This is a genomic window from Cypionkella aquatica, assembly GCF_030161095.1.
Lineage (GTDB): Bacteria > Pseudomonadota > Alphaproteobacteria > Rhodobacterales > Rhodobacteraceae > Cypionkella > Cypionkella aquatica.
Window position 1 is genome coordinate 415354 of sequence record NZ_BSPP01000004.1, and the last position, 24538, is coordinate 439891.

The following is a 24538-nucleotide window of genomic DNA, read 5'->3' on the forward strand; positions in this document are numbered from 1 at the left end:
AACTGATTTGAAGGGAAACACCATGGCCGATATTAGCCTTGAAACCGTCGCCGGAAAGCTGAACCGGGTGGGGTATGATGCGTTTTTGCAATCACTGCGCCACGCCAAGAATGAGGGCAACCGCAACGTGGAACTGTCGCATTGGCTGTTCCACATCGTGCAAAACCCGAAATCGGACATCTCGGCGACGCTGAACCATTTCAAACTGGACCGTGCCAAGCTGGAGAAAGATCTGGCCTTGGTGATCGACAGTTTCCGCAAAAGTGCCACCGAAATGCCGTCAGTTTCCGAGTCGATGACGACGGTGATGGATCACGGCTGGCGCTATGCCACCTTGCTGTTTGGCGAGGCGCAGATCAGGACCGGGCATATTCTGGTTGCGGCGCTGAAGGATAAAGAGGCGCGGGCCAAGCTGGTGCAGATGTCGAAAGTGTTCGGCGACATCAACCCCGATACGCTGGTGAACGAGGCGCGGGGGGCGTGGAAGGACTCTGATGAGGAGGACATGCGCCCGATGGATGGCACCGGGATTGGCCGGGCACAGGCCGGGGCTGCTGCGGCGGGCGGGCAAACCGGCACCACCGCGCTCGACCGTTTCGCGGTGGATATGACGGCGGTGGCGGCATCCGGCAAGATGGACCCGATTGTGGGCCGCGATGAAGAAATCCGGCAGATCATCGACATTCTGCTGCGGCGTCGGCAGAACAACCCGATCCTGACCGGTGAGGCTGGGGTGGGCAAAACCGCCGTTGTGGAAGGTTTCGCGCAGCGGCTGGCTGCGGGCGATGTGCCGCCGAAATTGCAGGGCAACAAGCTTTACATGCTCGATCTGGGGCTGATGCAGGCCGGGGCCAGCATGAAGGGCGAGTTTGAGCAGCGCCTGCGGTCAGTGATTGACGAGGTGCAGGGATCGCCGGTGCCGATCATCCTGTTCATTGACGAGATTCACACATTGATGGGCGCGGGCGGGGCGGCTGGCACTGGCGATGCGGCGAACCTTTTGAAGCCTGCCCTTGCGCGCGGGACTTTGCGCACGGTGGGGGCGACGACATGGATGGAATACGCCAAGTATTTCGAGAAAGACCCGGCGATGACCCGGCGCTTTCAGCCGATCACCATTGACGAACCGTCGACCGACCGCGCCTGCTACATGCTGCGCGGCATCCTCGCGCCGATGGAAAAGCACCACGGGGTGCGGATCTCGGATGAGGCTGTGGTGGCGGCTGTGAACCTATCCGCCCGCTATATCCCGTCACGCCAACTGCCCGACAAGGCGGTTTCGCTGCTGGATACCGCCTGCGCGCGGGTGGCGATCAGCCAATCGACCACGCCTGCCAAGGTGCAGGATTTGCGGGTGAAGATTCAGGCCCTGGCATCTGAAATCGCCGCCAAGGAAGCCCAGCGCGATCTGGGCGAGGTGAACGAGGAACGCATCACCGAAGCGCAGGGCGAACAGGCGGCGGCCGAGGCCGAATTGGCGGTGACCGAGGCTATGTATACCGGCGAGAAGGCCAAGGTTGATGAAATCTTGGCCCTGCGCGCCTCGCTGACCGAAGACGGTGCTGACACGGCCACCCTGCGCGGTGAACTGGCAGGCAAGATGACCGGGCTGGAGGAAACCAAGCCGGACGACCGCATGGTTTACGCCCATGTCGATGCGCAATCGGTGGCCTCTATCATCTCGGATTGGACCGGGATTCCGGCGGGCCGCATGGTGTCGGATGAATTGCAGATGATCCTGACTTTGGGGGATCGGTTGAAAGAGCGCGTGATCGGGCAGGATCACGGGCTGGAGATGATCGCCAAGCGGATTGAAACCTCATCCGCCAAGCTGTCGAATCCGAACAAGCCGATTGGGGTGTTCATGCTCTGCGGGCCTTCCGGTGTGGGGAAAACCGAAACTGCGCTGGCCTTGGCCGAGGCGGTCTATGGCGGTGAGCAGAACATCATCACCATCAACATGAGCGAGTTTCAGGAAGCGCATACCGTCAGCCTGCTGAAAGGCGCGCCCCCCGGCTATGTCGGCTATGGCGAGGGTGGGCGGCTGACCGAAGCGGTGCGGCGTAAACCGCACTCGGTGGTGCTGCTGGATGAGATCGAAAAGGCGCATTCCGATGTGCATGAGTTGTTCTTTCAGGTGTTCGACAAGGGCATCATGGAGGATGGCTCGGGCCGCCCGATCAACTTCAAAAACACGCTGATCCTGTTGACCAGCAATGTCGGCACCGAAGTGATCATGGATATGGCGGAAAAGGGCGAAACCAAGCCCGCGGTCGAGGATCTGACCGAGGCGATGAAGCCTTACCTGACCCGCGTCTTCCCGCCTGCCCTGCTGGGCCGCATCGTGACGATCCCGTATTTCCCGCTGTCTGCCGAAGTGCTGTCGGGCATCGTCAAGCTGAAGCTGAAAGCCATCGTGCGGCGGATGAAGGAAAACCACGGCGCTGTGATGACAGTCTCGCCCGAGGTGATGAGCTATCTGGTCGATCAGTGCAAAGACCCGGATTCGGGTGGCCGCATGGTGGACAACATCATCACCAACACCATTCTGCCCGACCTAAGCCGTGAGGTTCTGTCGCGGATGGTGTCGCAGACGCCGATCAAGACGGTGGAAATCGTGATGAAAGACGGCGCGATCGGCTACGATTTCGGGTGAATCTGGCGCAGCTTGCAGGCATTTTGCGGCGGCTGCTGGATGCCGGACTAAGCGATGAAAACTGTCCCAGCTGGGACAAAATTATATAGGTGGTGGTTTTGGCCACCGCCTATACAGCATCGGGTAAGAGGGATGGTTTTCAAGCCAGCCAACGTCAGATCGGCGTGCCCAAAATCCCCGCGATGATCTTCTGATAGGCCAGCACTTCGGGCGGGGTGGCGGCGACGGCGGGAAGGCTGCCGCCACCCTTGCGCCCCATCTTCAACTCGGCCCATTCTTTGACATAGGCGATGGTGCGCCCGGCGAGGAATGGGTTGGCCTTGATCACACCTGCACCCATCACATCACCGACCAGCTGGTCATCCTGCGCTTTCAGCACCATGTTCGCGCCCTCGGCCCCCAGGAAATGGCACAGATACAGCCGCCCCGCCGTGATGTCATGGCCGCGCGCGCGCAGATAGCTTTCGCCTTCACGCGCCAGTGCGGTGACCATTTCGCGGCTGATCGTGGGGTCGTTGCGCAAGGCAAGCAGATCGGCGCGGGTCATGGTCGAGGCCAGGTCGGGGCGATATTGCCCCATCATCCTGATCCATGTGCTTTCAATGAACTGCCCCAGACCCGTGGCACTGGACAACGGATTCTTCGCGCTGGCATTGCCGCCGGATTCAACATGGATGATTTGATCGACCAAGATTTCCACCGCCGAACCGCCGCCTTCGGCTACCACCGCAGCCCCCGCCGCAAGCGGGTCCACTGCTGTGCCGTTCTCATAAAGCTCGAAATGCAGATGTGGGCCGGTGGATTGGCCAGTGGTGCCGATATAGCCGATCAACTGCCCTGCCGTGACCGCAACGCCCGATTTGATGCCATCGGCAAAAGCGGAAAGATGTGCGTAGCGGGTCTCGAGATTGCCGGGATGGGTGATTTTGATCAGGTTGCCATAGCTGCCGCCGTCGCCCGCGACCAAGATCGTGCCGCCAAACGCCGCCACCACCGGCGTGCCAATCGGAGCGGCCCAATCGGTGCCCTTGTGCAGCTTTAGCACCTTCAGAATCGGATGCATCCGGGGGCCAAAGCGCGAGGTCAGCACCCCCTTGGCAGGCGTCACAAAGCCCGCACGCAGCGAAACCCCGCCGCCCGCAGCCCCGCCACCGCCTGATGTGCCGGGGCCGAAACAGGTAAACTCATCTTTGCCGGCGGGCTTGTAGACATGACATTCCAGCACCTTGCCCTCGCCCCTGATCGCGGCATAGAGCACCTGACCGGGGCCAGAACCACCCGTGCCGGGGTCTTTGGAATACAGCAGGGTCATCTTGTCGCCGGGGGCAGCAAAGCTATCCATATCAAAAGCTTGGCTCATCATCACGATGGTTTCAGCCACCACCGCCGATGGCACGCCATTGCGGATTGCGGCGGAATAGAACGCATCCAGCATCCGGTATTTGCGAGACGTATCGACATCTGCTGCCACCTGATCGCCGGCAAAGCTGAACAGATCTTCCTCCACCCACGGGTCCGCCGACCCAACCACCGCGCCCGCATCATTCACCGCGACCGAGCCGAAATAATCGGTCTTGGTGTAAAGTGAGGCCTGCACCGGAACCATCGCCCCGCTGCGATTGGCCGCCCGCATCGCGAGGATTTTCCCCGGCCCTAGGCTGGCAAATTCCGGCACCAGAACCGCCGCACTTTCTGTAAACCGCTTGGCAGCCGCAGCCTCCATCCCGTGTTCCACCATCAATGCGGTGAGATCGGTGGTGTCTTTCAGGCGCAGAAACGTATCCTGATAGGGCGGCTTGCGCTGGCCCTCGGGCAGGATGAAATTGACGCTGGTGGTGTTTTCAATCCGGGTTTTGACATAGGTTTCGGGTGCGCTGCTGCCATCCATATTCTCGCCCCAGCTGGCATCGCCATCCGCCACCACCACGGTTTCGGCGGGCTGCTCGGATGGGGCTTGGGGCTTTGGCAGGGCGGCGGGGGCGCTTCGCTGGGCTTGAAAATAGGCGAAATCCTCGCGGCTTGACGGCAAAGTGGTGATCAGCTTTTCCTCGCCGGTGATCAGATCATCGGACAAAAGCGACAGCTCATCCCCGGCGCGGTCTGCGGGTATGTCGATCGGGCGCAACAGCAGCTTGGTTTTCTGCGCAGCCCCCGCATCAAAGCGCAACACCATCGGATCGCCCGCGAGATCAACAAAGGCCGAGACATAGGCCGAAGGTGCTGCATCATCCGCCACCTCCAGCGGATTATCCGGTGTGCCAACCGTCACCACGCCGCCCAGATACAGCGCAACTGCAACGCCGCAAACCGCCACAATCCCCGCAAGCCACAGCACCACAGGCACCGCCACAGCATTGCGCCGCCGCTGCGTTGCCCTGTCGCGGGCCGCCTTGAAACGGGGGTCGATATCCATGCCAACCTTGCCGGGAACGCGCTGAAATTCTGCCAACAATCCCGCAAGACTAACGCAGCAAGCCTCAACTGGCTAGCGGCTGGTGTTCCCTAAAACTTGCCTGAAAACGTCATCCTTTGTGCGCAGATCTCCGCCGGGTGGGACCGCAGGCGGAGGGGCAGAGCGTCGCTACGGCGTTGCCGCCAAAAACAACGTCCAGCGCTGAGTCTTCAGTGTGTCTACTTCGATGAACCCCGCAGAGATGTCGCCACGCGACCAACATTCCGAAATCCCGCGAATGGAAAACTTGCGCGGTGAGATGCACATTTGCGTGGTGCCATTCAGGATCGGCTGACCGAATACATCCTGCGCATATAGATAGATGTAGCGACTGCTCAGCTCTTCCTTGATCACATTGGCGCATTGGTTGGGGCCGATGGTCCACCAGCCTTCGGTCTGAAACTCGCCCTCGACATCTTGGCCAATGGCGACATTCACCACGTCAAAGCTTTGGTTGCAGACAGCAAATTCCGCCCAAGCCGGAGAGGCAAGGCACAGGCCGAACAGCAAGGGCACAGCGCGGATCATGCGGCAAGCATAGCCGCCTTGCAGCGCACCGCAAAGCAACAAACCGCGCGTTTTGCTGTTGCAGATGCTGCGAACGGGCTGCTTCATCCGCGCGGATGGCTGCGGTGTTGGCGTGGCTGGGGCGGCGGATGCCTCTGGTTTGACAGATGCGGCCGCGTTAGGCTGCCCGCGTCCTTACCGAGTGTGCCATGCCAGCTTTTCTGCCCGAGAGTGCCATTGATCGCCCCAGCCTGATCGTCCATGCGGCGGAAAGCTGGCATGGAGATGTCGCGGCGGGGCGGTTTGATTTCTTTGAAAAACTGGGTGCCAAGGCACAGGCCGAGGCTATGGCGACAGGTCTGGTGCAAGCAGGCAGCGCGGGTTCGGCGCAACTTTTGCGAAACAGAATGCATGTGCATATCATGATCGGGCCGCGCCAGCCGATCCGGCCGGGGGTTTTGCACGCGCATCCGGGCTATCTGCGCGGCTTTTGGTATCTTGATCCCGTCGGCGTCAATATGGCGTCGTCCTTGCTGCGCCGCCCCTTCAAGCCGGATCAGATTGACGCCAAAGCTGCGCGGGCTTTCTTTAATGGTGTGACGGGGTGGAACTTGCGGCGCAACGTGTCGAAGTTTCCGCAGGCAGCGCGCGCCGATATGCCAGCCGCCTTTGCTGTGCTCTACCTGCAGGATATAGAGCATTTCGCCACCCCCGTGCATCACATCGACAGCGCCAAGATGCTGAAACTGACGGCGCGCGAGGCTGATGGCGCGCGGGTCTATGTAAAGCTGCATCCGGCACAGCGCCCGGAAACGGTGGCGATGGTGCAGGCCTTTGCGCGCAAAATGGCCAATTTGGTGATCTCGGCGGCGTCCATTCACGATCTGACGCAAGTGTCGCGCATGGTGGTGACGCAAAACTCTGCAGCGGGGTTTGAAGCCTTGATGCAGAAAAAACCGGTGATCAGTTGCGCGGAAACTGATTACCACCACGCAACGGTGGTCGCAAAACGCCCCGCGCTGCTGGTGCAGGCCTTACACTCTGCCGTGCAGACGCAGGCCGGGTTTGATTATGAAAAATACCTGTTCTGGTTTCTGGCGCAGCAGTTGCTGGAACCCGGCAAGCCAGAGTTTGCTGATCTGGCATGGGCCAGAGTCGCAGCGGCACGGGCTTAGCTGCGGCGTGGGGCGCGTTACAGCGGCAGGCGTTTGAACACGGTTTTCAACATCAGGTAAAAGTCGAACCGCAGATTGCGGCGGCGTTGATACAGCAGATCCAACTTGGCTTTGCGCGGCACACAGGCGCGGGCATAGGTGGCATCGGTTTCGGCGGCGGTCTTGCAGCGCGCAAGCAACAGCTCTTCGTGGCGGTGATAGACGATGGTGGCAAGGCCAGTGATGCCGGGCCGCGATTTCAGCACCTCGCGGTAGATCTCTGGGAAGCGTTCGACATATTCGCGCAACGGCGGGCGTGGGCCGACAAAACTGATGTCGCCTTTCAGAACGTTCCAAAGCTGCGGCAACTCGTCCAGCCGGGTGCGGCGGATAAAGCGCCCCGTCTTGGTGATGCGGTTGGCCTTATCGCCGCCCGAGACACCGGATTCCGCCGCGCGCACCGTCATGCTGCGAAACTTGGCCAGCTTGAAACTTTGGGTCGGCGTCTTCATCCGCTCGGCCCAATAAAGCACCGGGCGGCCATCAAGGATCAGGATGGCCAGCGCAGTCAGCAAGCCCAACGGCAGCAATGGGATCGCCAGCACCAACACCGCCAATACGTCGAGAAAGCGTTTCATCGGGGTCATGTCTGGCCTTTGCATGCGCGCCATTCCGCGACCATCGCAGCGGCGTCGGATTGGCTTTCGGTGAAGGAGTAGTGCCGCGAAAGCCGCGCACAGTCCAACGTGATGCGCTGGTGCGCGGCTGCGGGGGCAGGCTGATAGGACCATGCGGCGCCAGCTGCATCGGCCAGATCGGCCATCGCGACAGGCTGTGGGGCGGCAATGTTCAACACCCCCGGCAGCGCTTGCCCCAGCAGTTTCGCCAGCACATCGGCGAGCGTCACCGCACCGATATAGCTGCGCACCGGGCCGGTGCCATCGGCAAAACAGTCGATGCTGGTGGGCTGGTCCGGCTGCAGATTGGCCAGCAAAGCATCCGCCCCCGCGACATTACCGATGCGCAAGGCTGTGATGCGCAGACGGTCGCGCCACTGATCGGCAATGATCTCTGCCGCCAGCTTGGCACGGCCATAGTCGTTAACTGGCGCACAGCGGGTCGTCTCGTGGCAGGGAAGCCCACCATTCACCCCATAAACCGCCGAAGAAGACGCCAGCAACACTTGCCCAATCCCCGCGTCAACCGCCGCGCGCAAACAAGCCTCGGCCAGCTGCGCGTTCAGGCCCAGATCACCGCGCACCGCCCCCGCCAACACAATCATCGCAGTAAAGCGCCCCGACGGCAGTGGTGCGCCAACCAGCGGATGCCATTCCAGTTGCGGCGCTTTCGCAGCCAAGCCCGCACCGCGATGCTGCAAAACCGGCTGCAACCCCGACCGCATCCAAGCCTGCGCCAGCAGCCGACCGACCCGGCCACTTGCCCCCACCACCAAGGTTTGATTGATCTGATCCGTCATCGCCCCGTTATAGTAGATTTTGCAGCCACAGCCAGAGTTCCAAAATGGCGCGAGGGTGGCACTGCCGGATGCCTCCGGCGGGAGTATTTCAAAAAGAGCAAATCCGAAGACCCGTGTTCGCGATCATCCGCGGTTCGAGAATATCACCGCCGGGGGCATCCGACCTTGGTGGCAATCTCGGTGCCACCAGATAGACACTGGCCTTGCCCAAGCGCATAATCCCGCCATGCCTGCTTTGTGCCGTGACTGTCTGACCGCCTTTGAAACCGGAGCCCGCTGCCCGCGCTGCCGCTCTCCGCGCGTGGTTGTTCATGCCGAGTTGAACCAGTTGAGCATCGCCCATATGGATTGCGATGCGTTTTATGCCTCGGTCGAAAAGCGGGACAACCCCGAACTGCGCGACAAGGCGGTGATTGTGGGGGGTGGCACGCGGGGGGTGGTGTCGACCTGCTGTTATCTGGCGCGCATCCATGGCGTGCGGTCAGCGATGCCGATGTTTCAGGCGCTGAAACTGTGCCCCGAAGCGGTGGTGGTGAAGCCGCGCATGTCGGTTTATGTCGAGGCCTCGCGCGCGATCCGGGCGATGATGGAAGTTCTGACGCCAGCGATTGAACCGCTGAGCCTTGATGAGGCGTTTCTGGATCTGACCGGCACCGAGCGCCTGCATGGCGCGCCTGCGGCTGTGGTTCTGGCGCGGCTGTTGAAACAGATGGAGGATCAGCTTGGGCTGTCAGGCTCGGTCGGGTTGTCGCATAACAAGTTTCTGGCAAAGATCGCGTCAGACCTTGATAAGCCGCGCGGGTTCTCGGTGATTGGCCGCGCCGAGACCGAGTCGTTTCTGCGGCCCAAGCCCGTGCGGATCATCTGGGGGGTTGGCACGGCGGCGCAGGCTTCGCTGGAAAAGGCCGGGATTCGCACGATCAGCGATCTGCTGCGCTGGGATCGCGTTGATTTGACGGCGCGGTTTGGCAGTATGGGGGATCGGCTTTGGCATCTGGCGCGCGGCATCGACATGCGGCGGGTGAACCGCGATGAAAAGCTGAAGTCGATCAGCAAGGAAACCACGTTCTTTGAAGACACTTCGGACGGCGATCTGCTGGACGGGCATCTGTGGCGGCTGGCCGAGCAGGTGGCGGATCGGGCCAAGGCCAAGGCTTTGGCGGGGCGGACGGTGACGCTGAAGCTGAAGCGGTCGGATTTTCAGCTGATCAGCCGGCGGCACAGCCTGTCCGATCCGACCCAACTTGGCGACCGCATCTACCGCGCCGCGCGGGCTTTGTTTGATCAGGTGGGCGACAAGGGGCCGTATCGGTTGATCGGGGTGGGGATCAGCGATCTTGCCCCAGAGGCCGAGGCCGATTTGTCTGCCGACCTGCTGGACCCCAACGCGGGCAAACGCGCGGCGGCCGAGCGGGCCACCGATGCCATCCGCGCCCGGTTTGGGCGTGAGGCGATTATCAAGGGGCGGGCATTGCGCTAGCGGGTGGTCCCAACTCGGGACCTTTTTTATCTGTTTTAGGTCAAGGACTTAGGTTTATGAAGTTAAGACATTTTTAACGAATGGCAGCAGATAGGGGGCGTTGCAGTAACCGCAATACCCTCGCCGCGCCGGATCAAGTCCGGCGCGGCGGCGTGTTGGGGGTTATTCGGCCGCGAGCGGCAGGCTGGCGCGGCCAATGCCTGCGATTTCGGCGATGACCTCGGCCATCAGCGCGCGGAAATCCTCAAAGCCGCCATGTGGGGTGATCGTGGCCTCGTCCATATACAGGCCGCGATCTATTTCCACCTGAATGACATGGCGGCGGGCCGAGGGGCGACCGTAGCTTTGCGCGATGAACGCCCCCGCGAAGGGGGTGTTGCGGGCGACGCGCAGGCCGGTGCGCTGAAAGGCTGCCTCGACGTGATCCATGACATGCCGCCCCGCCGCAGCCCCAAAGCGATCGCCCAATACGACATCGGGTTTTGGCTGGCCCGGACGACCGTGGCCGTCAATCGCCTCGTGCGGCATCGAGTGGCAGTCGATCAGCACCGCCTCGCCAAAGCGCGCATGCGTTTCGTCCAGCAACTGCCGCAGGGCGCGGTGATAGGGGTGCCAGACCTGCGCCACCCGGAACTCGGCCTCGGCAAGCGGCAGTTTCCCGCGATAGATCAACCGCCCGCCCGAGACCACGCGGGGAATCACCCCAAGCCCGGACGAGATGCGTGGATTGTGCGGCACCCGCGAGATGCCTTCGATCACGGCAGGGTCAAATTCATCCGGCGCGCGGTTCAGATCAAGATAGGCGCGCGGCACATCGGTCAGCAAAAGCGGCGCACCATGCAGCGGCGCTGCGCCAAACACCTGATCCACAAAGGCATCTTCTGAAGACCGGATCGCGTGGGCAGACAGCACGGTTTGCGCCAGAAATGCCGCCGAATAGCTGCGCCCGCTGTGTGGCGAGGCGAACACGACTGCCGTATCTTGCCGCACAGGGCGAAGGATTCGATAGATCTGCGACACGCCACACTCCTGTTACTTTGTGATATAACTGCAAAATATCCTTTGCCGATACCCCCCTTTACCCCCTTGAACAGCCCGCCGACTCTGTTTATAGCCCAGCCATCCGACGCGGTTCCGCCCGCGTCCTTTTGTTTGAGCCTTGCGGCTGGGACAGAAAGTCAGGGCGGGAACGTCAGGTTTGTGGGCGGTTAGCTCAGCGGTAGAGCACTACGTTGACATCGTAGTGGCCACTGGTTCGATCCCAGTACCGCCCACCATTCACCGTCTCCGGCAACGGGGGCAACGCTTTTCAACTGGCGCGAAGACGCGCCGCGAACAAGGGAGATGCGATATGAAAGTTGCAAACTCGCTCCGCTCGCTGAAGACGCGTCATCGTGATTGCCAGGTCGTGCGCCGTAAAGGCCGCGTCTATGTGATCAACAAGACGCAAAAGCGCTACAAGGCCCGTCAGGGTTGAACAGTGCCAGCAGCTTAGAATAGGCCGCCGAGAGCAATCTCTGGCGGCTTTTTCAATTCCCAAAGGATCACAGCATGCACCCCAATCCCGCGTTTCGCAGCACGCCGCCCGAGGATAATCTGGCTTTTGCCCGCGCTAAGGGATTTGGGATTCTGTCGGTGAATGGCGTGGATGGCCCGCTGGCCGCGCATGTGCCGTTTCTGCTGTCAGCCGATGCGGGCTTTGCCGAGCTGCATCTGGCGCGCTCTAACCCGGTGGCGCGGGCCTGTCTGGCGGGGCCGATTGCGGCGGTGATCATGATATCCGGGGCCGATGCCTATATCTCGCCCGATTGGTATGGCGTCGACGAACAGGTGCCGACGTGGAATTACATCGCGGTGCATCTGCGTGGAACGCTGTCGGCCCTGCCCGGTGAGTCGCTGCGCGGCCATGTCGATGCGGTGTCCGCCGAGCATGAAAACCGGCTGTTGCCGAAGAAACCGTGGACCTCGGACAAGATGAGCAGTGACGGGATGGCGCGGTTCATGCGGATGATTCTGCCGTTTCGGTTTGATGTGGCTGCGGTCGATGGCACATGGAAGCTGAACCAGAACAAGGCGGCAGAGGTGCGGGCGCGGGCGGCAGATCATCTGGCGCAGCAGGACGACAGCGGTGCGCAGGCGATTGCTGCGCTGATGCGCGCGGCGCTGGCCAGAGATCGGGACTGACGCCAGCCCGCAAAGCCACGCCGCCCCGGACTTGATCCGGGGCCCCGTGGTTCATTGCAACGGCGTCAGCGCGGCAACCGGCACCCAGCCCAGCGCGCGGCCATCTTTGGCAATGCGGGCGAAACCGTCTTGCTCTTCGATCTTGTAGACGCCGGAAAACACGCCCGCCGCGATCACTTGGGTCTGGGTGCCGCCGGGCGCATCCAGCACTGCCGTGCCGCCCGCAACCACATGCGTCAAGGTGGCAGGGAAGCTTTCGGCGCTGGCACCCAGAACGGAAACCTTTGATCCCAAAGCAAAATCTGAACCCTTGATCGACATTTGCGGCACTTGGCGCAGCCCAAAGGCGGCAAAGGAAACCTCGGGGACTTTCAGATCCAGAAAGCTGGCGAGTTCGGTGACTTCGATCGTTGCATTGCCGTTGGTATCGGCCTTGCCCATCGCATCCAGCATCGCCCATGTCATCACGCCGTGGCCCTGATAGCCTTCCAAAGCGGGCGCATCGTCGGTGGAGGCCGACAGGATCGTGCGCCCCATTGCCCGCGTCAGGCGTTCCACCGCCGCCGATTGCGCCATCGCGGCATCGACCGACCGCGTTCCGGTCAGGCTGCCGCTTTCACAGGTGTCATAGATCATCACCGATTTCTTCGCCTTGACCCGTGCTGCCCATTCCTGCCAGCGATCCTGATCAATGCCTTTGGTGCGGATCGGATCATCGCCTTCAAAGCGGAAATCCTGCGGGATGAAGTAATATTTGCCCTCGACCGTCTTGCCGTGCCCCGCGAGGAAAAACAGGAACACATCCTGCGATTTGGCTTGTTTGCCCATATCCGTGAAAGCCGCGTCGAGCTTGGCTTCGGTCACATCGCGGTCCAGCAGGGTCACGACATTTACCGATTTGAACAGGCCCGCGCCGGATTTTTTCATAGCCTCGGCAAAGGCTTGCGCGTCGGCCGCGGCGTATTTCAACTGCAAGCGACCGTCGGCGTAATCGTTCACGCCGACCGCCAAAACATGCAGGACGGGCGGTTCCGAACTGGCCACCCCGTCCCACGTCACGGTCATTTGCCGCGCTGGTGAGGCAAGCAGACCGGCGGCGTTATAGGCCACCACCTCGATGATATTCTCGCCGGGGTCCAGCGCCACGCGGGTCTTGGCGGTGGGCAGGTCTTCGTCCAGTGCCACCGGCGCGCGGGTGGGCTGCACCTCGACCGTCATGCCGTTCAGCCGCCATTCGACGCGACCGATACCGCCGCCTTCGTCCTGCAATTCAATCTCGACCTCAAAGTCAGGCTCCGACGACTTTGCACTTGGCAGTTTGAACCGTGTGATCGGTGCGGGGCCAGAGCCCAAAACGCGGGTCACGTCCAGTTCGGCGGCGGCCTTGGCGACTAGACCATCCGGGTCGCCCGCCAGTTTCGCGGCCACCAGATCGGGGCGATACAAAGCCTGATAGACCTGATCGACCGAGAAGGCCCGCAGACCGTTGGAAACGGACACCAGTTGCGCGCCATTGGGCGAGGCCGCAAAGAAGCCTTCGGGCGTCAGCATCAGCCATTCGCCATCTGGGGTCGCCAGAAACTCGGCCAGAAGTGCCCCGGTTTTCAGATCATAGGCGCGGTGCAGGCCGACCGGATCAAGCACCACCCCAACGCGCCCACCCAGCACAGCCGCCCGTGCGCCTTCAACATTCAAGGCCCGGAACTGCGCGTTCAAATCGTCGGAATAGGGCAGCGAAGGATCGTAATCCATCTCGGCCAGAACGGCGTTGGTTTCATCCTGACCAAGTGGGATTTGCGTCAGGGTTTTCATATCGAAGGCGGCGGCCAAACCTTCTTCAAGGCCGGAATACAGGTAAAACCTGTCGCCGACAGGTTCGATCTGTTCTTCGACACCAAAGCCTGCGTCTGTCATCTGGACCCGCGTTTCCAGCCGACCCTGTGCGAGATCCCAAACCCAGACCCCGCCTGCGCCATCCGTGGTGAAAAAGCGGCTGCCATCCAGCAGTGCTGTGCCGTTTTGCGCAGTGACGAGCGGCGTCGCGAAGGTGGCTTGTTTCACCAGGGTTCCGGCATCGAGGCTGAGAATATCGCTGCCTTGCGAGCCGATCAGCACAAGGCTGCCATCGGGGGCAAAGCTGATCCGGTCCAGCGCAGACATGGCGCGGGGCATGCCTTTGGCCTGCGCCTGCGCCGTATCATCCAGCGTCACCTCGGCCAGCAAGGCGCCATCGGCAAGGTTCAGCACGGCAAGATAGGCAACATAGGGATCAGACTGCGTGCTGGAATAGGCCATTGTTTTGCCATCGGGCGCGATATCCAGCGTCATCACCCGATAAACCGTTGCAGGCAGATCAATGCGGCGGCTGCCAGTTTCGGTAATCACATCCAGCCAATTCTCGGGTTTGTAAAAGCCATCGCTTTGCTGCACCAAGCGGCTGCCCGCCATCACCAACGTGCCATCCGGGCCAAGCGCAATCGTCGTGACGGCCGAGGTCAATGCCAGTGGGTATTCCGGCGGCGGACCTTCGGGAACGCGGGCGATGATCTCGCCAGTCAGGCCGCGACGCACCAGCCCGCCTTGGCTGTTGGCGGCGAAGATTTCTGCCGAATCAGCGCTGAAGCGCAGCTTATGTGCGGGTTCCGCGATCGCGGACAGGGCCGCACCCGTCGCAAGGTTCCAGAGGCGGATCTGCATCCCATCTGTCAGGGCCAGCATTTTGCCATCGGGCGAGATCACCATATCCAGCACCGGGCCTTTGAACGGATGCAGGCGGCGCAGTTCTGCCCCGGTCAGCGCATCCAACAGCGCGATATGGCCCGAGGTATAGCCTGCCATGATCAGATTTGTGCCGGGCAGCAGGGTGGCTTGGGTCAGGTCGGCTTGCTTGACCTTGCGGATCAGCCGATGGCTGCGCATGTCCCACAGGGCCAGTTCGGCGTTGAAGCCATTGGCCAACACGGTCAGCATCACCGTGCCATCCCGCGCAAAGCTGATCGAGTGGAGCGAAACATCATCTTGCGCGACGTAGTAATGCGGGTTGGAGGGCACCAGCTCGAACCCGGTGGGGTGTTGCTGTTGCGCGTCGGTCAGCGCGGCCAGTGGCAAGTCATAACGGGTCAGCGGATCGGTCGCCGTGGGAGCAATCACCCCCCACAGATCCCCTTGCCGCACGGGGACCACACCGCCGTCATGCCGCCAGAAATCGTCAAACTGCGGCTCTGCCACCAGCTTGCCGTCTGGTGTGATAAAGCCACGTTTGTCGCCGATCAGCACGCCCGCCAATCCATCGGCAAAGCCATAGGCACGGTCAAAGGTGGCTGGGATAACCATCTGATTCTGGTGGTTTATATAGCCCCACTTGCCGCCTGCCACCTGCACCGGGGCCAGGCCTTCGGAAAAATCGCCCGCCGCCGTGTAATCGCCGCCAATCTCGACATCGACGCCATAAGGCGTGGCATAGCCCCAGCCCTGCGCCGTCTGCACCGCCGCATAGCCATCATGCACAGCGCGCATCGCCACAAATGCCGCTGTGCTGTCATCGCCAATCACCATTGCGCCATCGGCACAGTTGATTTGCACCCAACCGCCCGGCAGCTTGAGAGCGACCATACCTTCCGACGGCGGCAGCGCGTCTTGCACATCCGGCAGGGTTTGCACGAAAGCCTCGTTGCTGCCGGAATTTGGGCTGCCCGAGTAGCTGACAAACGTGTTGTTCTGGGTGCCAGTGATGCAGCGGTCGTCATTACCCAGTATAGTATCAAACGGCAAAGGGTTGGCCTCGAACGCGCCCTGCGGGTTCAGCGCATACCACAGGCCCTGATATTTGAACGGCGTATAGGCGGCAGGCTTGCCGATGGCGTCATAGTCAAAGCCCGCAACCTCGGCGCCGGTGCCATCCAGCATCCCCCATTTCCCGGCCTTTTGCAGCGGGAACCAGCCTTGCGCGGCATCGCCCACCGCTTGATATTCGGGCTGGGCCGCCCATGTGCCATCAGCCGCCATCAAGCCCCAGACATCGCCTTGCTTTAGCGGCACCACGCCCTGACTTGCCGCTTGGGCGTCTTGAAAGCTGGGCTGCACCACCCACTGAAAGGCATCTTCGGCAGCGGCGGGAGAGGCAAGGAAGGCAGCAAGGATAAGGGCGCGCACGGGTAGCTCCGGGTTCGGGTTGCCAAAGGGTGCGCTGGCTGGGGCGTTTGGGCAACTGACAAGTGTTGTCATGCGGGCAATAGCGCGGCTTAACTGGCCGCAATCACACGAATCACAGCCAAGATCGGATCTGCCATGCGCCTTTACACCTCTCCTGCCACGCCGTTTGGCCGCAAAGTCTTGGCGCTGATCCTTGAGCTTGGGCTAGAGGGCCGGATCGAGATGGTGAATGTGATGGGCACGCCTTTGGCCCCCGGATCGCTGCCCGTCGATCAAAACCCGCTGGGCAAGATCCCCGCGCTGCAAACTGACGCTGGCGCGATCTATGACAGCCGGGTGATTTGCCGCTATCTCAACGACTTCGCCGGGGGGGCGATGTATCCGACAGGGCCCGCAATCTGGGCCTGCCTGACCCGCGAAGCCACCGTGGACGGTATTCTGGAGGCCGCACTGGCAATGGTTTACGAGGTGCGGCTGCGCCCGGCGGACAAGCAATTCCCCGATTGGATCGAGGCGCAATGGGCCAAAGCCGCCCGCGCGCTGGATCTGATCGAGGCCGAATGGCAGCCACATTTGCACGGCCCGTTGGAAATGCCGCAGATCGGGCTGGCTTGCGCGCTGGAATACCTCGACTTCCGGCTGGGGGTGCGGAATTGGCGTGAGGGGCGGCCGATGCTGGCAGCTTGGCTTGCCGAATTTGCCAAACGTCCGGCACTTTTGGCGACGCAACCGGTCGCGGTCTGAGTCTCTAAATCCGACAAAAACACTTTATTTGCAGCAAATCCGGGCGAATCGGCGGTCCATGGGAAAGTTTTGCGTCGCTTCAAGGTCGCAGAGAGCGAAAAGCTGATTTCCGCCGCCCCTGCGCGGCTTTGTCCGCTGGACGCCCGCGCTTTCTGTGGCTAAACCCGGCCTTGTAAGGCACCGGGAAACCGGGGCCTCGGCTATATATAGGTCGCACGCCATGCGACCTTTGAAGGGAGAAGTTCTCGTGTCCCACGCAGACGATCACGCAGGCACCCGCAGGGATTTCCTGTATTATGCAACCGCCGGGGCGGGCGTTGTTGCAACTGGCGCAGCGGTTTGGCCGCTGGTGAACCAGATGAACCCCTCGGCAGATACCCGCGCCTTGGCCTCGATCATGGTCGATGTTTCGGGCGTTGAGGCTGGCACCCAGATCACGGTGAAATGGCGCGGCAAGCCGGTGTTCATCCGCCGCCGCACACCCGATGACATTGAAAAAGGTCGCGCTGTCGCACTCAGCGATCTGGTCGATACCAATGCCGAGAACGCCAACCTCGATTCGGCCGCCACGGCAGAAGACAAGAACCGCACCTTGGATGAAGCAGGCGAGTGGCTGGTGATGATGGGCGTTTGCACCCATCTTGGTTGCGTGCCCTTGGGCGATGCCGGCGATTTTGACGGCTGGTTCTGCCCGTGCCACGGCTCGCATTACGACATGGCTGGACGTATCCGCAAAGGCCCAGCGCCGCGCAATTTGCCAGTTCCGGTGGCGAAGTTCGAAAACGAAACCACGATCAAGCTCGGATAAGGACAGAAAACATGGCCGGAATTCCGCACGACCACTACGAACCCAAGCCTGGTATTCAGACCTGGCTGCACAAACGTCTGCCGATCGTTGCGATTGCTTATGACACGCTGATGATCCCGACGCCGAAAAACCTGAACTGGATGTGGATCTGGGGCATTGTCCTTGCGTTCTGTCTGGGGCTGCAAATCATCACCGGCATCGTGCTGGCGATGCATTACACACCGCATGTCGATTTCGCTTTCGCGTCGGTCGAGCATATCATGCGCGACGTGAACGGCGGCTATATGCTGCGCTATATCCACGCCAACGGCGCGTCGCTGTTCTTCTTTGCCGTCTATCTGCACATCTTCCGCGGCCTTTACTACGGTTCCTACAAAGCCCCGCGCGAAGTGACATGGATCATCGGCATGTTGATCTATCTGGCGATGATGGCGACCGGCTTTATGGGCTACGTTCTGCCTTGGGGTCAGATGTCGTTCTGGGGTGCCACGGTGATCACCGGTCTGTTCGGCGCCATTCCCGGCGTTGGCCCGACCATTCAGGAATGGCTGTTGGGCGGCCCTGCCGTCGACAACGCCACGCTGAACCGCTTCTTCAGCTTGCACTACCTGCTGCCCTTCGTGATCGCGGCACTGGTTGCCCTGCACATCTGGGCGTTCCACAACACCGGCAACAACAACCCGACGGGTGTTGAAGTCCGCCGCACCTCGAAGGAAGAGGCCGCGAAAGACACCGTGCCGTTCTGGCCCTACTTTGTGATCAAAGACCTGTTCGCTTTGGCTGTGGTTCTGGCGATCTTCTTTGCCGTGGTCAGCTTTATGCCGAACTTCCTTGGCCACCCTGACAACTACATCGAGGCGAACCCGCTTTCGACACCTGCGCATATCGTGCCGGAATGGTACTTCCTGCCGTTCTACGCGATTCTGCGCGCCTTCACCGCCGATGTTTTCGTGGTGCAGGTGACCGAGTTCTTGTCCTTCGGCATCATCGACGCCAAATTCTTCGGCGTGCTGGCGATGTTCGGCGCGATTGCCGTGATGGCATTGGTGCCGTGGCTGGACACGTCCTCGGTGCGGTCGGGCAAGTATCGCCCGAAATTCAAGGGCTGGTTCTGGCTGCTGGTGATCGACTTCGTGATCCTGATGTGGGTGGGCGCGATGCCGACCGAAGGCATCTATCCTTGGATCTCGCTGATCGCGTCGTTCTACTGGTTCGGCTATTTCCTGATCATCCTGCCGCTGCTGGGTGTGCTTGAAAAACCGCTGCCGCAACCCGCCACGATCGAAGAAGACTTCAAGTCGCACTACGCCGAACCGGCTGAGTGAGAGAAAGGAACTGACTGAGATGTTTCGCAAAATCGCAATCAGCGCTGTCTCTGCACTGAGCCTGATGACAGGTGTGGCCTTCGCTGCCGAAGGTGGCGGCCATATCGAAGACGTGCCGTTCAGCTTTGAAGGCCCGTTCGGCACCTATGACGCGCATCAGCTTCAACGCGGGCTTCAGGTTTACACCGAGGTTTGCGCTGCCTGCCACGGCCTGAAATTCGTGCCGATCCGCGCCTTGTCAGACGAAGACGGGGTGCAGCTTCCGGCAGATCAGGTCCGGGCGTATGCCAAGGGCTTTACCGTGACCGACAAGGACACCGGTGAAGACCGCGACGGCCTGCCGACCGACCACTTCCCTGCCAACAACGACGCAGGTGCCCCGGATCTTTCGCTGATGGCGAAGGCGCGGGCAGGCTTCCACGGCCCCTATGGTCTGGGTTTCAACCAGCTGACCAAAGGCATGGGCGGCCCGGAATATATCGTGTCGATCCTGCACGGCTACACCGGTGAAGAAAAAGAGGAAGCCGGTTCGACTTTCTACGCGAACCACACCTTCCCCGGCGGCTGGATCAAAATGCCACCGCCCTTGGCCGATGGTCAGGTGGAATATGCCGACGGTGCGCCGAATGATATCAAGCACATGGCTGAAGACGTGTCGGCTTTCCTGATGTGGGCCGCAGAGCCCAAGCTGAACGCCCGCAAGGATGTCGGCTTCAAGGCGGTGCTTTTCCTGATCGTGCTGTCGTCGCTGTTGTATCTGACCAACAAGCGGCTGTGGTCGGGCATCAAAGGCAAGAAAGCGCACTAAGCTTTCATGCAGTGCGTTCGGAAAACCCCGCCTTGGTGCGGGGTTTTTCATTTTCTAGCCAAGGTAGTCGCGCAAAGCCTGCGGCGGATTGGCGAACAAATCCACGGTAGGCACCGGCGGATGTGCCACGCCATCCGCCACCAGCAGCGTCTTATCGGCAAAGCGCTTGGCGTCACTGGGGTCATGCGTCACCATCAGCACCGCCGCACCCGTCGCCTGCGCGACCTCATCGACCAGATCCAGCATCTCGGCCTTCAGGGCGGGGCCAAGGGCGGCGAAAGGCTCATCCAGCAACAGCAATGGCCGCGCCCGCAGCAATGCCCGCGCCAGTGCCGCCCTGCCCTGCTGTCCGCCCGACAGTTGACCCGGCTTGCGCCCGCCCATGCCCGCCAAGCCAACCTGCGCCAGCGTCGCGTCGATCTGCGCGGCCTGATCCGGGGTGAGCCTGAGAGTCGGCGACAGGCCAAGCCCCAGATTTTGCGCCAAGCTTAGATGCGGGAACAGGTTCTGATCCTGAAACAGAATGGTCAAAGGCCGATCCCCCGGCGCAACCCCGGCAAGGTCTGCCCCGTGCCACAGAATTCGCCCCTGCGCAGGCGGCAAAAACCCGGCCAACGCCATCAGCAGCGTAGACTTTCCGGCACCAGATGGCCCGATCAAGGCCACCTTCTCGCCCGCAGCCACTGACCAATCGGCAGTCAGCAGGAAATCGTCCTGGCTGAGAACCAGCCTCTCAAGCGTCAGCATAATAGCTTCCCAATCGGTCAAAGGCCCAGAACAGCGCAAAGCTGACCGCCACCAGAATCAACGACGCCGCCGCTGCCTGTTGCAGCCGATACGCTCCGATCAGATGCTGCACGAACAGCGGCAACGTGGCCCCGCCGTCGCCCGCAAACAGCGCGATCACCCCCAGATCACCCATCGACAGCGCCGCTGCCAGCCCGGCCCCATAGCCCAAAGGCCGCGCCAATCGCGGCAAAGTGACAAAGCGCAGCCGCGTGCGGCGTGGCAAGCCCAGCGAGGCCGTCAGGCGGCCATAATCGGCCCGCAATTGGCGTGCCTCGGGCAAAAGCAGGCGGAACAGATAGGGCAAGGTCAGCGTCGCATTGACCAGAACCGTGATCGGCAGCGCCACGCTTTCCGGCGCAATCCATGGCCGCACCAGCAGAAACAACCCGGTGCCCAACACCAACGCACTGGCGGCCAGCGGCAGCATTGCCGCCAGCTCGATGGCCTTGCCTTTGTTACGTGCCGCCCCTGTCGCCATGATCAGCGCCGCTGCACTCGCCAGCAGCGCCGACACCACCGCCACCACAACCGAGCGCAGAACCGCAGGCCAGACCCCATTCGGCAGCGCTGCAAGCCCCGGAACGCCCTTGATCACCACCGCCAGCAGCGGCCCGAACAAGAACAGCGCAGCCGCAGCGATCGCCACCACATCACAAAGCCTGCGCCATGATTTCGGCGCAGGGCTATCCATACTGCGCCCCAACCCCGCGCCAAATCCCTGCGGCAAGGTTAGCTTTGCCGCCAGCAAAGTGATCACCGCACAGAGGCTGAATTGAACGGCAGCCAACAAAGCCGCGCGGCCCAGATCAAATTCAAACCGCAAGGATTGATAGATCGCAAGCTCCAGCGTGCTGGCCTTTGGACCGCCGCCCAGCATCAGGGCGATGGCAAAACTCGCCAGACAAATCAACAGGATCACCGCAAAGATACCCGGCAGTTGTGCGCGCAACATCGGGGCTTCCAGATGGCGGAACTGGGTCGAGGGCGGCAGCCCCAGCGATTGCGCCAGCCGAAACCGCTCGGACGGAATCGCCTGCCAGCCGTGCAGCAGCATCCGCGTCGCCAGCGGCAGGTTGAAGAACACATTGGCCAACACAACGCCATGCAGACCAAAGATCGACACTTCGGGCAGGCCCAACCAGCCAAGCCCCACGTTGATTGGCCCGCCGCGGCCAAAGACCGTCAGCAGCCCCATCACCGCCACCACCACCGGCAGCACGAAAGGTGCGGCCAACAGGCGGATCAACAGCCCGCGCAACGGGAAGCGCCGCCGGAACAAAGCGCGCGCGACAGGGATCGCCAGCAGGCTAGAAACGGCCGCCGACAGGCCAGCTTGCAGCAGCGTAAAGCGCAGTGCCTGCCAATCTGCCGGTGCCAAAGCAAAGCCATCCGCCCATGCGGCAACCATTGCCGCGCTGCCCAAGATCAGCGCGGCAATGACAATGCTCAGCCCTTGGGCTGGGCTTATTTTGAAAGCGCTGCTTGCCATTCCGCAATCGCAGGGGCACGGGCGGCTTCGGCATCGGCGGCCGTCATCAGCAGCGATTTAGCGGGCTGAACCAGTGTTTCAAAGCCCTTCGGAAGCCCTTCCGCCGGGGTTTTCGCGGGATACATCCAGTTCGTGGTGATCAGCACGCTTTGCGCCGCATCCGAGGTCAGGTAGGCCAGAAACTGATCCGCCAGCGCCGGCTGTTGCGACGAGGCCAGCTTGCCCGCCACTTCGACCTGCATGTAATGCCCCTCGGTAAAAGCCGCCGCCGCCTTGGTGTCATCCTGCTCTGCGATCAGATGATAGGCGGGCGAGGTGGTGTAGGACAGCACCATATCGGCCTGCCCTTCGGTGAACATGCCGTAAGCTTCCGACCAGCCGGGGGTGACGGTGATGATGTTATCGGCCAGATCCGCCCAGATCTGCGGGGCCTTGTCGCCGTAAGCGTCCTTCACCCACAACACCAACCCCAGACCGGGGGTGGATGAGCGTGGGTCTTCGATCACCACTTTCAGATCAGACGCAGCCAGCTCTGCAAAGCTGGTCGGCGCCACGGCCACCTTGGTTTTGTCATAAACAAAGGCGAAATAGCCCCAGTCGAACGGGATGAAATTGGCATCGCTGAACGGCACCGGCAGGCTGTTCGGCTGGGCCGCAACGGGGGCAAACAACCCGGTCGCACTGGCATCTGCGGTCAGGTTGGTATCCAACCCCACCACGACATCCGCCTTGCTGTCCTTGCCCTCCAGCTTGACCCGCGCCAACAGCGCCGCGCCATCGCCTGCCGAGATGAATTTCACATCGCAGCCGCAGCTGGCCTCAAACCCCTTTTCAATCGCAGGGCCGGGGCCCCATTCCGAGGTAAAGCTGTCATAGGTCAACACGGTCAGCGTGGGGGTTTCGGCTGCGGCTTGGCTCGCAATACATGCAAGGCCCGCAGCGAGGAGTTTGGTATTCATGTCTTTCTCCAAGTTGCGACGGAATTGGTCGGCAATGGAGAACCCATGCACCTTCCCTCCGCCGGTATGATCCGGTTCAGGTTCGACGGGTTCGCTTTCGCATCTCAGCCTTTGGGCATTTCAGAGAAACGCCGGGGGCTCCCCGAGGTAGGGCAAAGCATAGGCAAAGCTGGATCAGGCGCAAGGGGGCAGATTTGCGGCCCTGAAAACTCGGGGGCTGCGAGCCTGTGTCAACTGCTTTAAGGGTTTATCGGGGGCATGGCTTGGCTTATTGGGGTGACAAAGAGGAGCCCGCCCATGAGCCTGAACACCTTCGGTCATCTGTTTCGCGTCACCACCTGGGGCGAAAGTCACGGGCCTGCGATTGGTTGCACAGTGGACGGGTGTCCTCCGGGGATCAAGCTGAGTGAGGCGGATTTGCAGCCTTGGCTGGATCGGCGCAAGCCGGGGACGTCGAAGTTCACCACCCAGCGGAAAGAGGCGGATGAGGTTCGGATTCTGTCGGGGGTGTTTGAGGGTGTCACCACGGGGACGCCTATTCAGTTGATGATTGAGAATACGGACCAGCGGTCGAAAGATTACAGCAACATCGCGCAGGCGTTTCGGCCGGGGCATGCGGATATTACGTATCATCAGAAGTATGGGGTGCGGGATTATCGCGGGGGGGGGCGGTCTTCGGCGCGGGAGACGGCGTCTCGGGTCGCGGCGGGGGGGGTGGCGCGGGCTGTGTTGGCCTCGCTGGCTCCGGGATTGGTGATCCGCGGGTATATGGTGCAGATGGGCGTCGTGGCGATTGATCGCGGGCGGTTTGATGCGGCGGTGATTGAGGACAATCCGTTCTGGTGCCCGGACGCGGGGATGGTGGAGCCTTGGGCTGACTATCTGGACGGACTGCGGTTGGCCCACAATTCGGTGGGGGCGGTGATTGAGGTCACGGCCTCGGGCGTGCCTGCGGGGTTGGGGGCGCCATTGTATGGGAAGTTGGATTCGGATCTGGCCAGCGCGATGATGTCGATCAATGCGGTGAAGGGGGTCGAGATTGGGGACGGGTTCGCGGCGGCTGGGTTGACCGGGGTTGAGAACGCGGATGAGATCAGGATGGGGGCTGCAGGGCCGGAGTTTCTGTCGAACCATGCGGGGGGGATATTGGGCGGGATTTCTTCCGGGCAGCCGGTGGTGGTGCGGTTCGCGGTGAAGCCGACCTCGTCGATTTTGACGCCCCGGGCGACGATTGATGGCACGGGGGCGGAGATTGATCTGGTCACCAAGGGACGGCACGACCCCTGCGTGGGGATCCGGGCGGTTCCGGTGGGGGAGGCGATGATGGCCTGCGTTCTGGCCGACCATTTGTTGCTGGACCGGGGCCAGACTGGCGGGGTTCGGGGGCGGATCGGGTAGGGTCCCAACTCGGGACCTTTTTTTGTTGTGGGATATCAGGGGGTTGGGGTGGTGGATTTAAGGATTTGTTAAGGTTTGGCCAAGCGCGGTCTATACGCCTAGCGGCGATCATTGCAACCTGACTGTATTCATGTCAGGAAATGCACTACAAGGTAA

19 protein-coding genes, 1 tRNA gene and 1 riboswitch are annotated in these 24538 nt (G+C 61.6%); of the genes, 11 read left to right on the plus strand and 9 right to left on the minus strand.

All coding sequences use genetic code 11. From position 1 onward, the window contains the following. The first annotated feature begins 22 nt into the window (after positions 1-22). Positions 23-2656 (plus strand): type VI secretion system ATPase TssH, encoded by a 2634-nt coding sequence (gene tssH, locus QQJ98_RS05490; RefSeq protein WP_284324321.1) that lies wholly within the window; start codon positions 23-25, stop codon positions 2654-2656. Positions 2657-2810: 154 nt separating this feature from the next. Here tssH and QQJ98_RS05495 read toward each other — a convergent pair whose 3' ends face one another. After that, entirely contained in the window at positions 2811-5069 is a 2259-nt protein-coding gene (locus QQJ98_RS05495) for a peptidoglycan DD-metalloendopeptidase family protein (protein WP_284324322.1), read from the minus strand. 168 nt (positions 5070-5237) lie between these two features. Next, positions 5238-5636, minus strand: a complete 399-nt coding sequence (locus QQJ98_RS05500; RefSeq protein WP_284324323.1) for a DUF1036 domain-containing protein — start codon at positions 5634-5636, stop codon at positions 5238-5240. A 188-nt stretch (positions 5637-5824) separates the two neighbouring features. On the opposite strand from QQJ98_RS05500, the gene QQJ98_RS05505 reads away from it, so the two are divergent. Next, entirely contained in the window at positions 5825-6790 is a 966-nt protein-coding gene (locus QQJ98_RS05505) for a capsular polysaccharide export protein, LipB/KpsS family (protein WP_284324324.1), read from the plus strand. A gap of 17 nt (positions 6791-6807) precedes the next feature. Here the strand turns inward: QQJ98_RS05505 and QQJ98_RS05510 are convergent, their stop codons facing one another. Together QQJ98_RS05510 and QQJ98_RS05515 are read right to left on the minus strand one after the other, a co-directional pair. Then, on the minus strand, positions 6808-7416 hold the full coding sequence (locus tag QQJ98_RS05510; protein WP_284324325.1) for a sugar transferase: 609 nt from the start codon (positions 7414-7416) through the stop codon (positions 6808-6810). Further along, on the minus strand, positions 7413-8246 hold the full coding sequence (locus QQJ98_RS05515) for an NAD-dependent epimerase/dehydratase family protein (RefSeq protein WP_284324326.1): 834 nt from the start codon (positions 8244-8246) through the stop codon (positions 7413-7415). Before QQJ98_RS05515 ends, QQJ98_RS05510 begins: the two co-directional genes overlap by 4 nt. A gap of 226 nt (positions 8247-8472) precedes the next feature. Here QQJ98_RS05515 and QQJ98_RS05520 point away from each other — a divergent pair, with 226 nt between their 5' ends. After that, a complete protein-coding gene (locus QQJ98_RS05520) occupies positions 8473-9726 on the plus strand; it encodes a DNA polymerase IV (RefSeq protein WP_284324327.1) in 1254 nt (417 codons plus the stop codon). A gap of 162 nt (positions 9727-9888) precedes the next feature. Here QQJ98_RS05520 and QQJ98_RS05525 read toward each other — a convergent pair whose 3' ends face one another. After that, positions 9889-10746, minus strand: coding sequence for an N-formylglutamate amidohydrolase (locus QQJ98_RS05525; protein WP_284324328.1), 858 nt, complete (start codon positions 10744-10746; stop codon positions 9889-9891). 182 nt (positions 10747-10928) lie between these two features. Here QQJ98_RS05525 and QQJ98_RS05530 point away from each other — a divergent pair. The 3 genes from QQJ98_RS05530 to QQJ98_RS05540 all read left to right on the plus strand — a co-directional run bounded on the left by QQJ98_RS05530 (position 10929) and on the right by QQJ98_RS05540 (position 11910). Further along, positions 10929-11003: transfer RNA gene (locus QQJ98_RS05530), tRNA-Val, on the plus strand. Positions 11004-11077: 74 nt separating this feature from the next. Further along, on the plus strand, positions 11078-11203 hold the full coding sequence (gene ykgO / locus QQJ98_RS05535; protein WP_023666132.1) for a type B 50S ribosomal protein L36: 126 nt from the start codon (positions 11078-11080) through the stop codon (positions 11201-11203). Between the two features lie 74 nt (positions 11204-11277). Continuing rightward, positions 11278-11910: an FMN-binding negative transcriptional regulator gene (locus QQJ98_RS05540; protein WP_284324329.1), complete on the plus strand. Its 633-nt coding sequence runs from the start codon at positions 11278-11280 to the stop codon at positions 11908-11910. A gap of 51 nt (positions 11911-11961) precedes the next feature. Here QQJ98_RS05540 and QQJ98_RS05545 read toward each other — a convergent pair whose 3' ends face one another. Beyond that, entirely contained in the window at positions 11962-16062 is a 4101-nt protein-coding gene (locus tag QQJ98_RS05545) for a WG repeat-containing protein (protein ID WP_284324330.1), read from the minus strand. Positions 16063-16197: 135 nt separating this feature from the next. Between QQJ98_RS05545 and QQJ98_RS05550 the strand changes: the two genes are divergently transcribed. From QQJ98_RS05550 to QQJ98_RS05565, 4 genes are all read left to right on the plus strand, one after another. Beyond that, positions 16198-16806 (plus strand): glutathione S-transferase, encoded by a 609-nt coding sequence (locus QQJ98_RS05550; RefSeq protein ID WP_284324331.1) that lies wholly within the window; start codon positions 16198-16200, stop codon positions 16804-16806. 247 nt (positions 16807-17053) lie between these two features. Beyond that, positions 17054-17614 (plus strand): ubiquinol-cytochrome c reductase iron-sulfur subunit, encoded by a 561-nt coding sequence (gene petA / locus QQJ98_RS05555; RefSeq protein ID WP_284324332.1) that lies wholly within the window; start codon positions 17054-17056, stop codon positions 17612-17614. Between the two features lie 11 nt (positions 17615-17625). Next, entirely contained in the window at positions 17626-18939 is a 1314-nt protein-coding gene (gene petB / locus QQJ98_RS05560) for a cytochrome b (RefSeq protein ID WP_284324333.1), read from the plus strand. A 19-nt stretch (positions 18940-18958) separates the two neighbouring features. Further along, positions 18959-19747 (plus strand): cytochrome c1, encoded by a 789-nt coding sequence (locus tag QQJ98_RS05565; protein ID WP_284324334.1) that lies wholly within the window; start codon positions 18959-18961, stop codon positions 19745-19747. 54 nt (positions 19748-19801) lie between these two features. Here QQJ98_RS05565 and QQJ98_RS05570 read toward each other — a convergent pair whose 3' ends face one another. The 3 genes from QQJ98_RS05570 to thiB are packed head-to-tail and all read right to left on the minus strand — an operon-like array spanning position 19802 to position 22984. Further along, positions 19802-20494 (minus strand): thiamine ABC transporter ATP-binding protein, encoded by a 693-nt coding sequence (locus QQJ98_RS05570; RefSeq protein WP_284324335.1) that lies wholly within the window; start codon positions 20492-20494, stop codon positions 19802-19804. Then, positions 20481-22025: a thiamine/thiamine pyrophosphate ABC transporter permease ThiP gene (locus tag QQJ98_RS05575; protein ID WP_284324336.1), complete on the minus strand. Its 1545-nt coding sequence runs from the start codon at positions 22023-22025 to the stop codon at positions 20481-20483. Before QQJ98_RS05575 ends, QQJ98_RS05570 begins: the two co-directional genes overlap by 14 nt. Beyond that, a complete protein-coding gene (thiB, locus tag QQJ98_RS05580) occupies positions 22001-22984 on the minus strand; it encodes a thiamine ABC transporter substrate binding subunit (RefSeq protein ID WP_284324337.1) in 984 nt (327 codons plus the stop codon). The genes QQJ98_RS05575 and thiB overlap by 25 nt, the downstream gene beginning before the upstream one ends. Before the next feature lie 36 nt (positions 22985-23020). After that, positions 23021-23139, minus strand: a riboswitch (TPP riboswitch). A gap of 142 nt (positions 23140-23281) precedes the next feature. Between thiB and aroC the strand changes: the two genes are divergently transcribed. Then, complete coding sequence (gene aroC / locus QQJ98_RS05585) at positions 23282-24382, plus strand: chorismate synthase (RefSeq protein ID WP_284324338.1); 1101 nt, start codon at positions 23282-23284, stop codon at positions 24380-24382. Positions 24383-24538 lie beyond the last annotated feature (156 nt).